10 protein-coding genes are annotated in these 14773 nt (G+C 67.2%); 4 read left to right on the top strand and 6 right to left on the bottom strand.

Annotated features, from left to right (window positions below):
• Nucleotides 1–57 precede the first annotated feature (57 nt).
• The 4 genes from AB0K35_RS26195 to AB0K35_RS26210 all read right to left on the bottom strand — a co-directional run bounded on the left by AB0K35_RS26195 (nt 58) and on the right by AB0K35_RS26210 (nt 6651).
• Nucleotides 58–1362, bottom strand: a complete 1305-nt coding sequence (locus AB0K35_RS26195) for a DUF2398 family protein (RefSeq protein WP_363888382.1) — start codon at nt 1360–1362, stop codon at nt 58–60.
• Nucleotides 1359–2900, bottom strand: a complete 1542-nt coding sequence (locus AB0K35_RS26200) for a DUF2397 family protein (RefSeq protein ID WP_363888385.1) — start codon at nt 2898–2900, stop codon at nt 1359–1361. The genes AB0K35_RS26195 and AB0K35_RS26200 overlap by 4 nt, the downstream gene beginning before the upstream one ends.
• A gap of 760 nt (nt 2901–3660) precedes the next feature.
• The gene (locus tag AB0K35_RS26205; protein ID WP_363888387.1) at nt 3661–6252 is read right to left on the bottom strand and encodes an AAA family ATPase; all 2592 of its coding nucleotides are present in this window, start codon (nt 6250–6252) and stop codon (nt 3661–3663) included.
• A gap of 111 nt (nt 6253–6363) precedes the next feature.
• On the bottom strand, nt 6364–6651 hold the full coding sequence (locus AB0K35_RS26210) for a hypothetical protein (protein WP_363888388.1): 288 nt from the start codon (nt 6649–6651) through the stop codon (nt 6364–6366).
• Between the two features lie 104 nt (nt 6652–6755).
• Here AB0K35_RS26210 and AB0K35_RS26215 point away from each other — a divergent pair, with 104 nt between their 5' ends.
• Together AB0K35_RS26215 and AB0K35_RS26220 are read left to right on the top strand one after the other, a co-directional pair.
• Nucleotides 6756–7349 carry a DNA-binding response regulator gene (locus AB0K35_RS26215; RefSeq protein WP_363888390.1) on the top strand — a complete coding sequence of 198 codons (594 nt, stop codon included), beginning with the start codon at nt 6756–6758 and terminating at the stop codon, nt 7347–7349.
• 171 nt (nt 7350–7520) lie between these two features.
• A complete protein-coding gene (locus AB0K35_RS26220; RefSeq protein ID WP_363888628.1) occupies nt 7521–7955 on the top strand; it encodes a hypothetical protein in 435 nt (144 codons plus the stop codon).
• Between the two features lie 317 nt (nt 7956–8272).
• Here AB0K35_RS26220 and AB0K35_RS26225 read toward each other — a convergent pair whose 3' ends face one another.
• Together AB0K35_RS26225 and AB0K35_RS26230 are read right to left on the bottom strand one after the other, a co-directional pair.
• Nucleotides 8273–9538: a hypothetical protein gene (locus AB0K35_RS26225; RefSeq protein ID WP_363888392.1), complete on the bottom strand. Its 1266-nt coding sequence runs from the start codon at nt 9536–9538 to the stop codon at nt 8273–8275.
• Between the two features lie 183 nt (nt 9539–9721).
• Entirely contained in the window at nt 9722–10012 is a 291-nt protein-coding gene (locus tag AB0K35_RS26230; RefSeq protein ID WP_363888394.1) for a hypothetical protein, read from the bottom strand.
• Nucleotides 10013–10691: 679 nt separating this feature from the next.
• On the opposite strand from AB0K35_RS26230, the gene AB0K35_RS26235 reads away from it, so the two are divergent.
• Nucleotides 10692–11456: a hypothetical protein gene (locus AB0K35_RS26235; RefSeq protein ID WP_363888396.1), complete on the top strand. Its 765-nt coding sequence runs from the start codon at nt 10692–10694 to the stop codon at nt 11454–11456.
• 1003 nt (nt 11457–12459) lie between these two features.
• Entirely contained in the window at nt 12460–14733 is a 2274-nt protein-coding gene (locus AB0K35_RS26240) for a DUF262 domain-containing protein (RefSeq protein ID WP_363888399.1), read from the top strand.
• Nucleotides 14734–14773 lie beyond the last annotated feature (40 nt).

The raw sequence follows: 14773 nt of genomic DNA on the forward strand, positions 1-14773 counted from the left end.
CGGCCACGTCCTCGACTGCCGGCTCGGGCAGGCGCCGGGCCTGGTGCGGGATCACACTCACTGCTGCTGCTCCCCTGCCGTGGTGGTCATGCTGAACAGGCTGTCCGGCTCCGGTGAGGCCGGTGCGCGGGTGCGTGATCGCTCGCGGTGCCGCACGCGTACATGCCACAGGTGCACCCCGGGCGTAATCTGCCAGCGGTCGTCGCCGCCGGTGGCGTGCAGCAGCCCGACGGCGACCAGTTCGGCGGCCGCGGCGTGGGCAAGGGCCGTGGTGCGTTCGGCGTAACCGGCGGCCCACCGTGGCGTCTGGGCCCGGATCCGCTCCACCATCGTGGTGATGTCGGCGACGCTCACGTACCGGTCGGGGTGCTCCGGCAGCATGGCCAGCAGCGCCAGCGCCGCCTGCCGTTCGATACGCCGGCCCTGCGGAAAAGCACCGGTGGTAGCTGATGCCGCCGGGTCGGTAATCTCCCACCAGTCGCGGCGGACGGTGCTGACCAGTCCCAACGCTGACGCGACATTGAGGGCCCGCTCCCGGCCGGTCAGTGTTGCGAGATAACCCACATCGTTCAGATCATCAGCAGGGTCTGCGGCAGGATCGTCGGCAACGCGCCGTAGCGCCGTCAACCGGCGGACCTCCACGCCGGTGCGTCGTTGCGCGGCGGCGACCGGGTCCGCATCGGGCAGCGACACCGCGGTCAGCGCTTCGACGTGCTGGTCGGGTGGCCGGTCGTTGAGCGCCAGCAGGGTCGGCGATAGCGACGCGAATTTGTTGGCGAGGCTGTCGCGGTCGGCGGTGATGAAGACTTCGGCGTCCTCATCGGTCACCGCTCGTTCCAAGTCGGCGTCGACGGTGATCTCGCCTTCGGCCTGCAGCAGCCGGATGGCGTCGACGATGTTCTCGCGGGCGGCCTGCGCCTCCTTTTTGCTGACACCGTCCGCGGCGACGATCCGGAACGCGGGAAGCCGTCCAGTCACCGCTTCGGCGGCGCACACCTGAGCGACCGACTGCAACAACTCGCGCAGGCTAATGCGGGGGCGGCGCCACAACTGCTCGCAGACCAGGGCCACCAGCACGAGTACGTGGGCCGGTGCGAGGTCCCCGCGGCCGGTCCGGCGGGGCAGATGCGGCCCGCGGTCGGCGGGTACGTCGTCGCGGCGTTTGTGCAGCCGGACCACCCCGGACACATCGTGGATGTGCAGGCTCCAGCCCAGTTCAGCGCGAAAGAACTCGGTGAGTTCGCGGCGGCCGCGCAGCACGTGCCGGTAGCGCACCGGTTCATCAGCGGCGGTGATGCGGCAGATCACCGTGAGATGCCGCGCGGCTTCGCTGAGATCCGGGTCGAGGGACCGCTGGGTCATGCCGCCCCCTCCACCCGCGCCGGTAGGACACCGGTGTCGGCTGGGCTGACGCTCACCAGCAGGTCGGGGGCCCACAGCACGCCCTCGGCGAACCGGACCGCCACGGTCGCTCCCGGACGAGTGACACGCACGCGCACCACCACGCTCGCGCCCTCGGCTTGGGCCTCGCCGTAGCCGGTAACAGGGTCGGTGGTGTGCAGGGCGGTTTCGACGGCGCTCAGGAGGATGGCCAGCGCCGGCGTTTCCAGGCCGGAGAAGTGGGTCATGCGGACCTCGCCGTCGGTGAGCAGCAGTGCGGTGAACCTGCGCCGGGCGGCGGATTCGGCGGCCGCGCGCTGCAGCGCCGCGGTCCGGGCTTCCCCGGCGTCGGGGACTTTACGGGGCCGGCCGCCGGCCGGGCCGCTACGTTCGTGTTCGCGGAGCACCACCTCGACCTGGTGGCGGCTGATGCCCGCGTCGGCGGCGGTGGCGAAGGCCACCTCCTCGTCGGCGGTGGCGACCGCTGCGTGCACTGAGGGCCATCGGCCGAACGCTGCCGCATACACCCGCCGCGCCTGCGGGTCGTCGGGCTGAGCGTGCAGGCTGTAGGCCAGTTCCCGGAAGTCGGCGGCCAAGTCGGAGCCACGGCGCAAGGCAGTGTATCGGCGGTCGATCGCGACTAGCAGGGTGTGGACCGCTCCTGCGGCAGACGAGATCAGTCGTTGTACCGAACCGTCTGTGCCGAACCACGCCTGCAGGTCCGTCAGGCGACGCGCCCGCTCGTCGATCCAGTGCTGCTGTTCGCCGGGGTCGATCAGACCGGCGTGCATCGCCGCCGCCTCCACCAGAAGCCTTGGCCCTGCGGTGTTGAGTTCGGCCAGGGTCGACTCCACTCTGCGCAGCGCGCGTTCGGACTCGCGCGGGAACTGACGTAACGCCTCGACGACCCGGTCACGGTTCTCGCCGAAGATCAGGTCGTCGGTCACATCGGACTGCACCATCTGCGCCAGGGCTGCGTAGAAGTCAGCCGTGACGCGTTGCATCTCCTCCAGGCGGGTACGCACGTCGTCAAGATCCGTGGGCAGCAGTCCCGGGTCCTGCACTGCGTGTTCCAGCAGTGTCCGCAGCGTACGGTCGACGCCGTCGAGCAGCCGGGTCGGCAGCTGCAAGGCTCGCCGAGAATCCACGACGGCTGAGCGCACGGCACCGACCACGGCTCGGCCAACCTTGGTCAACGCCCACGCCTCCTGGCGCCGCATCACCGCGTCCAAGCCGGAATTCAGTGCGGCATAGTCGCGGAACGGCTCCACCAGATGCGCGCTGGTCAGGTAGTCGAGGACGTCGCGTAGGTCCCGATCGGTGATCACGTCGAGGAAACCAACTTCGCGCATCTGCGCTTCGATGTCGTTCAGCGCTGACATCGGCGCACGGGTGGCGAGTTCCTCCAAGGCGGCGAGGGCCGCGGTGTTGCGTTCCCGTGCAAGGTCATCCGGTTGACCGAAGCACCGCCACACCATGGGATCGATGTCCTGCCACCACAGTCGCGGTGGGTTCGCCATGGCTCCCCTCTCCGTCGGGCGCAACCTACTGCGTCATCATCACAGCACTCTCTGACACTTTCCGACATCCTCCGGCCCTGCATCTCCCGCGAGGTCGCGCATACTCCGCTGGTCAGCGAAGTACACTTCGTCGCCGTCCAGGCCATCCATACCGCCCCGACCTCAGCCGACGGCGTCCTCCGCTGCTATTTGTTGGCCGGGGTGATCTGCTGCGTCGTGTGCGGCCGAATCATGGACTCCCACTGGGTCCACGACCGTGCCGGCTACCCGATGCCGACACGGCAACACCAGCACCCGCCCCACCTCATCGAGACGACAGAAGCCCCTCTACGTCCGACGACCATCTCCTGGACAGGATTCGACACGACAGTTGCCTGCGTCGCCACCACCCGGTGATGCGCGACCAGGATGCAGACAGCGTCGCTGGCCACCCGCGGCTCAACAACATGATCATCTTGTGCTACTACGACGCCTGAGCCATAGAAACTGACACGGTGGTCTTCCCGCTCACCGCCCCGACGAGCGCCCTGACCCGCACAGCAGAAATCCCCACCCATTGGGACGGGGATCCCGCGAAACGCGAACACGAATCACGCTTCGTACGAAAATGATGTGTCCGAGACGCAAACAATGCCCAACACGGGTTGCGCCTTCGGCGCTGTTCCGCCCGCACGAAAAACGGGCTACCTGACGGGTCCCGGGCCGATCGCCCGGGACCTGGTTAGCACGAGAGCCTCCTCAGCGGGACGCCGCTAGGGAGTCATCGTTCACCTTGGCCTGGCGCGGAATGGCTCAGTGAACTGCGGAGGTCGTCGACTGCGGGCTTCAACCGGGCACGCTCTTCATCGCCGGCGGCGATGGTCTCGAGAAGAAAGGTCATCAGCCTGGTGAGTGCAGGTGCCGGTTCGGCATACGGATGCCGGGCGCGGGTGAAGTCGTCGAGCGCGGGCTTCGTCGACCCGGTGGGAGTGTCCAGGGCCTGGGCACATCGGGCGATCCCCGTCAAGGTACAGGCGGCGAAGTCGCGGTCATTGAGCCCGGTGCGGAGGTTGGCTTGGTCGACGAGCTCGGCGAACACAGATCGGGCCGCGCTTGGTCCGTTGGCTCGGCGGACAGCGACACCCTGGATGGCCAGGACGATCAGCGCGTCGGTGCCGCTGTACCGCCGGGCCATCGCGGCCTCGCGGGCAGCTTGGCTGAACCGGCCTTCGTGCATGTAGACCACGCTGAGGGTCGAGCGGGCCTGGAGGGCCACCACTGGGTCGTGGGCGGGAAGGGCCAGCGACACTGCGTCGCGCGCGAGCCGTCTCGCCTGGTCGTGGTCGCCCTGAGCCAGCCGAAGGTCTGCCTGCACGTCCAGGTAGGCCGCCCGCAGCGACTTAACTTCCTCGGTCTCGTCCCGGACGCCATCGAGCAGCGACTCGGCTTCCCGAAACTGCTCGATCTCGACGTACAGACGCGCCAGGCGCAACTCGATCGGAATCCGGCGGCCGGGATGCGGCCCGGCCGCACGCAGCGCCTGGGCCAGGTACCGCCGTGCGAGGGTGTACTGGCCGTCGCGTCGCCGGCACCGGGCCATGCCGGCGAGTGATCCAGCACGTACCGCAGGGTCGTCCGGCGCCATCTTGAGCGCCTTCTCAAAGTTGGTGAACGCGTGCCCCACGCTTCCCTGGGCCCACTCAAGGCCAGCGAGATTGATCAAAATTCTGGCTCGCCAGCCAGGCTTGTCGTCGCCGGCAAGCGCGTACGCGGCCCGGTAGAAGTCCGCCGCACGTCCGAAGTGACCGCTGGCATGGTGCAGGTAGCCAAGGACGTTGTAGTTGGCCGGCCTATCGGTGGCCTCGATCTGCTCCGCAATCAGCCGCCGTGGCCGCCGAAATAGCATAAGGGGATTGCCATCTGTGACCTTGGCTTCTATATCCTCGATCGACCTTAAGGCCCCGTCTACCCGGTCGGCACGCAGCCAGGCGTCAACCTCGGCCAGATACGACGGGGAATTGGCCCAGTCCCCATGATGGTCGGCCTGGCGTCGTGCCCGCAGCCGCCAGGCAGCACCGATCAGCAGCCGCCGATCAGCAGCCATGCTCTCCCGGGCAATCTTTTCCCGCCAGACCAGCACCCGGCTCGCCTCGGCCGGCTCTAGGAAGAACGTCTGCTGCTGACGGTCAGTGTGGATAGCATGTCGACTCAGCTCGATCAACTCGCTGCGGACAAAGCCCATTTCGAGATGGTCGTCAGGTGGGCGAAATTCGTTGGCCAAAGCCGTGACCACCTTGGCGTCGACCGGAGTAGCGAACGCGGCGACGGCCCGGTAAACCTGCCGACGGTCGGAGCGGAAGGCCGTGGTCATCCGGCTCCGCAGACGGTCACCGACACCGTCCACGCCGGTCCGAGCAGCCCAGCCATGCACTTCGCCGGCCAAGTCGAGCGGCGTCGTGCCCTGGTCCGACTCCAGGACCGCGTCGAACAGCTGGGCGAGGCGCGGTCTGCCGCCGAGATCCCTGCGAACTTCATCCAGCCGACGTTCGTCGAGCGAGGACAGCAGGCCGGCGCGGCCACCTGCGCTCCTCTCGACGAACGTGCGGAAGTAGTCAAGCGGTAGGCCATCCACCGCGACCCGGCAGGCTGCGTCGACCCAGGTCCCGCCTGCCCCCGCCATCGGGACGACGCTGGAGATCAACATGACCTTGACGCCGTGCCGCGGACCAGTGGCAATCAAGTCGAGCGCTTCGTCGAGGGCAAGGTCGGTCAACTTGTGGTCGTCATCGAGCAATCGCTCGACCGAGTCAAGCACGATGATGGACGGCTTCCTCGTCCTGCCGCGCAAGATGGCCTCCAATTGCCCGAGCGGCGAACTATCCAGTGGTAGCTCGGCCTCGGCATCCACCCCGCCCGTCTTCAGGGCGCGCAACAGGGTGTCGACGGTTGGAGAAAAGGCCGGGGTCACCAAGTACCATCGGTGGTCGATTCTTACGTTGGCCAGGACGCGCCGGACAAGCTCGGTCTTGCCGACGCCGGCCGGGCCGTGCACCACGATCAGCCGCGAACGCGGGTCACGCAACGCCCACCGGAGCCTGAAGCGCTCGCCGCGACGGTCCACGAAGAATCCGAGCACCTGCCGGGCTTGCTCGGCAGCCCTCGAGGTGGAACCGGTCCCCCGACCATCTTGGCGACGCTGTGAGATCGCCACCCGCAGGGCGGCGATCCCGACCAATAAAGACAGGATACTGGCGAACTTGTCACCGCGGTCGATTGCCCGCAGAAGCCCGTTGTCCTGATCGTCGCTAAGCAGGCCCCACCATCGCGGCACGTCGCCGACCATCAGGACCGTTCCCGAGACGAGCGCCGCCACGGCCACCCAAAGTGATCGAGGTCTGACTAGCCGCACCATAGTGCCATCATGAGGGTCTGGATCGCCTGCCGGAACTCCTCTCGCACGCCGGCATTCTGCAAGTGACCGTCGCTACGAGAGGTGACCGGCGCGGAGGGCGGCCATGACCACCCGGACGTCCAAGAGCGACGGCGCGGACCGCGGATACCTCCGGACTGCGACCTCGTCGAAAACCCGCTGGTCGAAATCCCCGTCGGGCAGGTGCTGCCACTCCCTGAGCTCTCGGGCGACCCACAAGATTTCATTTCGCTCTTGCAGCGTGATCCGGATGTTGAGCATCTTCGCCTGCCGGATGATCTCCCGGTCCTCCTCGGTGATCGGGAGAAACGACCCGAGCCCGAGGTCGTTGTCGACGACCATCCTTTAACGCTAGGGCCGATGGACCGGGCAGAACCACGACATGTTGCGGCGGGTTCCCGCCGGGTCTGCGCCGGTACCACGCCGCGCTCCCTACCCTCGTCGCCATGGATCTCGCGGTGATCGACCCCCTGCCGATGTACCGGCACGGGGTTATCGCCGTGCTTTCCGCAGCCGGATACCAGGTCGGCATCCCGACGGACCCGCTGGCCTGGGCCCGTCAGAGCCATGCCGGCCTGATGCTGCTGACACTGGCCAACGCGACGGACTGGAACCTACTCGGACGGGTAAGGCAAGACGCTCCGGAACGCAGCGTCATCGCAGTATTGAGCGAGGAGTCGGCAGGCCTGGGCGCGCGTGCGGTACGCGCCGGGGCGCGGTCGGTGCTGCACCGCGAGGTCTCCGCGGCTGCACTTCGACGGACCGTGGAGGCGACGATCGACGGGCAAACGGTCGTACCCGCCGCAGTGGCCGCCGCACTCGCGGGAGCGGAGGCCAACCCCGTAGTCACGGCGGATCAGCTGACCTGGCTACGTCACCTCGCGGCCGGAATGACGGTCGCCGAACTGGCCCGACTGGCCGGCTACTCCGAGCGCGCGATGTACCGCCTATTGCAGACCCTGTATCGACGGCTCGGCGCCCGTACGCGGATCGAGGCGATTGTCCGCGCCCAGGAACAGGGCTGGCTGCTTTCCAGGTGATTGCCTATGCGGCGAGCCGACGTGACGTTCGCGGAGACGGACGCTATCAGGGGCTCCTTGCACTGGACGTCTCCCGCACCAGCCAAGACATGGCGCTTCAGCCCAGCTAAGGTACGCGGCGCCTAAGACGCAGGCTGGACCGAGCACCGCTTAACGAAGGCCCTGACGAAGATCGCCGAAGGCGGACAGCCGCAACCGCTGGGCTACCTGCTCGCCGACGTCGCCCGCCAACACCGATCTGTACGGGTCGCACCCGTGGCCAGCACCCTGGTCAGCGACGACACCGCGCTGCTGATGCAGATCTGCGCCGACAACCGGCTGGACAAGCTCAACCTGCGTCTGCTCGCCCCGACCGTGCTGGCGATTCAAGCCACCACGGCCGACACTATGGCCGCCCTACGCAAAGCCGACTACCGCCCCGCAAGCAAAGCCCCGACGGCCGCGACGTCATCGAGAAAACCCGCCGCCACCGCGCCTGACGTTCTGGAGAATGACGATCAGCGCTCCCATTCCGTGCAGTGGCGTCTGAGCCGATGCAGTCCTACCGGGAGCCCCGTCCGAGCTGGAGCAACGACACACCATCGCGTACCTGCTCGGGCACCATGAAAACGATAAAACTGCTCTCAGCCGACGAACTCGAGCGGCTGGTCACCCAATCCCTAAAGCATCCTAGGAGGATAGGGGTTCGGCTGGCATCGATCACCCGCCCGGGGAAGCGCGGCAAGTCACTCGCGGCGTCGGGTAGCACAACGCGCTTCTGATCCGCCGCCGACGCAGCGAGTGTCAGGATGGGCGGCTCTTCACCGTCCCGGTGCCCGTAGACGGCTATCCCTCGCGGGATCTGATCGCTGCGGGACCATCTGGCGCAGCAGAGGGTGCGGCTGCCGCTGCCCCCGTTATCCGACGGCGGACCGGGCCAACTATCACTGCGGTCTGTCCCATCCGATGTTCATCCGGATGATCGAACGCAGAATGTTGTTGAGCCCCGCCAGCTCACCGGGGCTTCGGAGGACAGCCAGTGGCAGGTGTCCGATGTGCAGTGGGCCGACGCCGCACAGCACGTCGTCGAGCGCGGCGGACACGGCGGCCCCGACTAAAAGGTTGGTTGCGTCGTCCTGGTCCATCCGCTCCGAGGGCCAGCAGTACTCATCCTCGATCACGCGCAGCGGCGGGAACAGCCACCAGTTGCCCTCATGACCAAATGAGTCCGGGTTGACGAAACGCAGTGCGCCCTCACCGACGAAGTTCAGGCCGAAGTGCGAGATCGTGTGCAACGTCTCGGCACGTTCCTGATGCAGCCTCGCGGCGTAGACCAGGGTGGCGTTCGGAAGAGCCTCGATCGGATGCGCTGGTCGTCGCGCCGCCTCTCGCAGCGTCGATAGATCAGTCAGGTCGGTGCCGACTCGCCCGATCCGCAGGCCCGTCTCGGCTTCCCACTGCTCGTGACAGGAAGCTACCGTCGCTGCTGTTGCCGGAGCGGACTCCAGCTCCACCGGCCGACGGGACAGTGTCCTCGCGGCGTGCAGGAAGCGGGTTGGTGGGTCGAGTTCTGCCCACTTGACGACGGCACCCCCGGGGTGGAGGCCAGGCACGACCGGGTTGAGGGCGAAGTCGATGAGCGCGTGGACAACGTCGGGGCCGATGTACCTGCCCGCGAGCCGTTCTGCCAGTCGGTAAGGAATGCCGTACTCGCCGGTCAGGGTATGGCCGAGCATCCGCATCAGCGACGGATCAGTGAAGGGTCGCAGGGCGCCCAGCGCCTGAGGGTAGAGCTCATCGAGGACCGCGGCGCATTCGAACAGGAGACGCGTGGTCAAAAGCGCACCATCGACATGAACGCACGTCCCCGGCCCGGTCACGATCACGTCCGGCACGGTGCCGGGAAACATTCCTTCGCCGGCGGACTGTTGCCAGGTGACGGTGAGCGCCCGAGCCATGCCCTCTCGCGTCATCGTTTCCACGACGGATGGGCCAGGGTCGATCAGCATTTGGTACGTGGACAGCAGGTCGATCCAGTCCTGGCTGAGCGAGTCAAGGTCCGTCCCGGCGAGGGCACCGCCCTGGAGCGAGAGCAGAGCCTCGCCGCCCGCACGGGCCGCCGCGGCCGCGGCCTGCTCCGCCGGACTCAGTTGGCTCAGCAGGTATGTGGCGAGTGAGTCACGGGTGCGCCGCAGCAATGTCAGCAGCACCCCGACGGAGGATCCGTGGTATCGCGCCCAGTGGCTGCTCTCGTGCAGGTAGCGGTAGTGCCAGGACAGAGCGGCTGTCACGAGGTCCCGAGGCTGCCCGGGTGGAGAGTCCAGGAACAGCAGCTGACTCCGCAGGTTCAGCTCCGCCCCGAAGGGAGACCGGAGACGGCTCAATGCTGGACGCTACCTGTCCTGTTCGTCGTCTGGCCGGTCAGTCTTCTCGACCACCTTGCCACGATCGCGGGCACGGTCGGCCAGCAGGCGGATCGTGTCGTAGACGGCGGAGGTCACGACGCCGGACGCGATGGTGATGGCGATTTCCGCCAAAGCCCCGTGACGAAGCACTCCCTGGCCAGACGCATCGGCCGGAGTGATCGTGACAGTGCAGACGCCGGCCAGATCAGGGTGGGCAGCCAGATCGTCGGCCAGCACCTTGAGGTTCGACTCTTCTCCCTCGTAGACGAGTATCGGCACCAACTACCCCCAGTTGTCGTGTCCACGTTTCGCCTTGCCGCCTGCGGCGGACCGCCGGAAGCGTCGGCAGGTCTCGCGCCGCTACGACGTTACCGTTGCCCGGCAACCGCGCACGGGTACGGACTTTCAAGGCTGAGGCCATGACGCACCCGTCGGCGGCGTCCTGCTGGCGCTGCCCGCGGCGATGGCGAGCAGATGTGGTTGACCGGTGATGGCGGCCCGCTGCGGCTGGCGCGGCGATTGGGCGTCGCGATGATCTGTGGCTGCATTCCGAGGCCGTCGCCCACCTCGCCGAGAGCGTCGGCCGGGCCTCGATGTCACCGGCGACGGCTGCGTCCAATGGCCGATCACCCCAGGCGGCGGTCATGCGTTTCCGGTAGGTGCCGATAGTGAGGCGGGCGCCCGGCATCTCGACGCGGGCACCTATCGAGCGATCGGAAACGATCACCGGCCCACAACCTTCGCACCCAACCGCCCATGCGGCGAACACGTCGGGTGGTCCCCATGTTGCTGCACAATGATCGCGCTTCGGCGTGACCCGTTGCACTTCGGGGTGATCACACCGGCGCTCTCCCCCGCTGACTTGTGCGACCTGGGCGTGGGTGACTGGCGTCGTAGGGGCCGGCAGCAACCAGGTGCCATCTGTTCGTCGCAGTGCCGCACCAAATAGGATCGACGGATGGAATGCTCGTTCTCGGAGTTCTCCTATGGATACGCGGCGATCCGCGAGGCGGAGTCGGAGCTGGCGCAGGTATACCGATCGCGCGGGGCTCCTATCCTGCCCTCTCTGGTGGCAGAGGAGCAGCTCGGATGGGACGCCCAGATCCCATTCGTGGAGTATGCACTTTTCCTCCAGTTCAAGCGGGCCCAGTACGTGAGCCGCCGGCATCCGGCGTCGCCTACGTGGCCGCATGTCGGCGGACCCCACTATCGGTTCGCGATCGACACCGACGGCCACCAGCACCGCGCGCTGCTTCACCTCGAGCAGCGGTTACGGACCGGCGTCGAGATCGGCGAGGTCTTCTACGCTGCGCCGACCTTCCATGAGGATCGGCAGTTTGACGCCTGTTACTCAACGGGTGAGGTGCTCGACAGGTCGAGCCTGGTGAGCCCGAGCGAGTTCCGCGGTGACTCGGGCGTACACCACTTCGTCACGGACTTGAATGGCAACAGCCAGATCCTGTCCACCCCGCGAGCGCCGCAGCGCCGGGTCTCCTGGGAAGGGCTGGTAGCCATGGCGCAGGAGCATGCCGTCGCGGCGACGGAGGGGCGACCCCGTCAGAGGATGAGCGTCCGCGTATTGGAGGAGGAGCTGATGGTGAGCGCCGAGATGCTAGGGCGTGGATCCGCCAGAGCGATCAACGTGTCTCCGATACGTCGGATTCAGCGTCTGGCGGCGTTGCTCGACTGCGGCCTCGTCCTGCTGCTCAGCTCACCTGAGTAGCTCCGGCCGTTCTGATGTGATGTCGCGGAGATGGCTCGTAACGAGCGCAAGTTGACCGTACTACTGGACCGGATGCGGCGGGATCGCCGTCGCGAGCCGTACGCTGGCGGCCATGCCTACTCGCGGATCGCTGCGCGAAGCTGCTCGACGCCGGTGAGGCGACAGTCGCGGTGCCAGTACTGCGGAAGGCGGTCGACCGGATGACGGCCGCCCTGATGTACATGGATAGCTCCTCCGGGAGGCTTGGCGACGACCCTCGCGTACCTGATGGACCTGCACGCCCGGGCCTGCCGGGCCGCGCCGCCGCGGCCTGCCCGGGCTGGCGGCCTGGCTGGTTAACCTGGTGTGCGAGGGCCCCGGCTGGTCGGACGTGGTGCTGCGCGACTGAGCCCCGGCGCTGGGGCCGAAGAGCTTGGCCGAGGTAGCGCGGCTGGTTGACGCGCGTGCCGCTGAGGCGGAGCCCGACGATCGGCATCAGCGGTGGGCGGTGCGGTACCTGCGGGAACAGTTGACGGAGGTCTCCGGCGAGGTGGACCGGCACATGACAATGCTGGCGCAGGACCCGGGTCAGCACCGACCAGTACGGCGGATCGTGCGGGTACTCGCCGAGGCCGGCCGGCCCGCTCAGGCGATCGACTGGGTCCGACGCGGCTCGCCGTGCATCCGTCCGGCCGCGCCGGCAACGGCACGATCGGCGCCCTGATCGCTGTCACCCATCCCCGGATTGTCGCAGCCGATCCCTCACAAGACGACCACACTCGCCGCACGACCAATCCATCGCTGACAGTCGATGAAATTGGATCTCCGCCCTGCAACGGGCGACGAACTCACGTGCGGCAGCGGGCGATGAGATCCAGCGGAGGGTGCCGCTACAGCTGGGTACCCAGGTATCGGTCCGCAGAGGCTCGAGGGACCTCGATGCTGGATGACGCATGGTAGAAGTAGTGACCACCGCGAAGCGCCTCACGTCCACCTGAGACAGTCCGCCCAAGGAGCATCGGCCGTGCCGCCCACTCTGTATCGCGATACCGGGTATTCCCTGAATCACCTGATCGAGGACATCAAGGTCGGGCGCATCGGCCTCCCGGATATCCAGCGCCCGTTCGTCTGGTCAGCCGCTAAGACGCGGGACCTGTTCGACTCGATGTACCGCGGCTACCCCATCGGCACGTTGATGTTCTGGGAGACGGGCGCGGAGGTCGGCACCCGCCAGATCGGCATGGAGTCCGCCAGCCGGTCGCCGCAGTTGCTCATCGTCGACGGTCAGCAGCGCCTGACCTCTCTGTTCGCCGTGCTCACCGGTCGACGGGTGCTGACCAAATCTTTCGAGCAGCGCCGCATCCGGATCGCCTTCCGTCCCGATGATCAGACCTTCGAGGTGGCCGACGCTGCCATCGAGCGAGATGCACACTTCATCCCGGACATCACCGCGTTGTGGTCGAGCGGCTACAAGACCACAGTGCGCCAGTTCTTCGACCGGCTGAGCCAGGTAACCGCCGAGGACATGCCGGACGCCGCAAAGGATGAGCTTGAAGAGCGCATCGACCGCGTCCGCGACCTGCGTGACTTCCGGTTCCAGGTGGTCGAGCTGGGGGCGGCCGCCGACGAGGAGCAGGTGGCCGAGATCTTCGTCAGAATCAACTCCGAGGGCGTCCAACTCAACCAGTCGGACTTCATCCTCACCCTCATGTCCGTCCACGCGGAAAAGGGCCGACGGCAACTCGAGGACTTTAGCCGCGCCGCCGTCGACCCCACGGTGACCGGGCCAAGCCCCCGGAACCCGTTCCTGGACCCGAGTCCGGACCAGCTGTTGCGGGTCGCCGTTGCGGTCGCTTTCCGGCGCGCCCGCCTGCAGCACGTCTACAACATCCTTCGCGGCAAGGACCTCGAGACCGGCCGGGTCAGCGCGGAGCGCCGTCAGGAACAGTTCGAGCGGCTGGCCGCAGCGCAGGAGAAGGCGCTCGACCTGACCAGCTGGCACGAATTCCTCAAGTGCCTGGCCACCGCCGGCTTCCGGAGCCGAAAAATGATCACGTCAGACAACGCCCTGCTGTTCAGCTACACGCTCTGGCTCATCGGCCGACACGACTTCGGCCTCGAAGTGCCAGCGCTACGCCCGGTCATCGGGCGGTGGTTCTTCATGGCGCACACCACCGGTCGTTATACCGGCTCGCCGGAGTCTCAGCTCGAGTCGGATCTCGGTCGGATCGCGGGCCTTACCGCCGGTGACGGCACCGCCTTCGTCGCCGAGCTGGACCGCATCGTCGCCGCGAACTTCACCGGCGACTACTGGGACATCTCACTGCCGAACCGGCTCGACACGTCCTCGTCCCGCTCCCCCGCGCTCTTCGCCTACCTCGCCGCGCTCAACATCCTCGACGCCGAAGTGCTCTTCAGCGACCTGCGCGTCAAGGACCTACTGGATCCCTCGGGTGCCGCGCCCCGCTCCATCGAACGCGACCGGCTGTTCCATCGCAGGCACCTCGAATCCCTTGGCATCTCCGGCACCCGACAAACCAACGCGATTGCGAACATGGCGTACGTCGACTGGCCACCGGCCGAGCGCACCAACGCCGACGCCCCGCGCGACTATCTGCCCCGCATCGCGGAGACGATCGACCCGGAGACCCTCGCCCGGCAGTCCCGCTGGCACGCGCTTCCGGTTGGCTGGGAGCAACTGGACTACCCAACCTTCCTCGATCGCCGCCGCCAACTCATCGCACGGGTCGTCCGGGACGCCTTCAACACGCTCGCCGGCGAGCGCAAGAGGTACGTGCCGACGACCGCGCAGGATCTGATCGCGGCGGGCGAGTCGCAGACAACGGAGTTCAAGTCCAGCGGCCGATGGAACGTCCACACCCAGCAGCACGACCCGAAACTCGGGCAGATCCTCGTCAAAGCGGTGTGCGGCTTCCTCAATGCCGAGGGCGGCGTCCTGCTCATCGGCGTCGAGGACGACGGCAAGGTGCTAGGCATCGAGAGCGACTTCACCACGCTCGGCACAAAGCAGAACGCCGACGGCTACGAGCTGTTCCTCCGGCAGTTGCTCGACCACAACCTGTCCGCCCCTACCGCCCCCACCGTGCGCATCCGGTTCCCCCAGGTCGAAGGAAAGATGATCTGCCAGGTCAGCGTCGCGGCGTCCGGCCGGCCCGTCTTCGCCAGACCCGCCAAGGGCGGCGCCGACGCGTCGGATTTCTGGGTCCGCGTCGGCAACGCGACCAAACAGCTTCACGGCGACGACCTCGTCAAGTACCAGGCGGAGCACTGGGGATAGGGCAAGCTGGGCCTGGGCCTGTTCTGTTGCGGGAAGCGGG

Origin of the sequence: Micromonospora sp. NPDC053740 (genome assembly GCF_040677775.1) — a bacterium.
Lineage (GTDB): Bacteria > Actinomycetota > Actinomycetes > Mycobacteriales > Micromonosporaceae > Micromonospora > Micromonospora alfalfae.

What these genes read in the sequence shown, in the direction of transcription:
- AB0K35_RS26195 (WP_363888382.1), bottom strand. Translation starts at nt 1,362, where the DNA reads ATGACCCAGCGGTCCCTCGACCCGGATCTCAGCGAAGCCGCGCGGCAT.
- AB0K35_RS26200 (WP_363888385.1), bottom strand. Translation starts at nt 2,900, where the DNA reads ATGGCGAACCCACCGCGACTGTGGTGGCAGGACATCGATCCCATGGTG.
- AB0K35_RS26210 (WP_363888388.1), bottom strand. Translation starts at nt 6,651, where the DNA reads ATGGTCGTCGACAACGACCTCGGGCTCGGGTCGTTTCTCCCGATCACC.
- AB0K35_RS26215 (WP_363888390.1), top strand. Translation starts at nt 6,756, where the DNA reads ATGGATCTCGCGGTGATCGACCCCCTGCCGATGTACCGGCACGGGGTT.
- AB0K35_RS26235 (WP_363888396.1), top strand. Translation starts at nt 10,692, where the DNA reads ATGGAATGCTCGTTCTCGGAGTTCTCCTATGGATACGCGGCGATCCGC.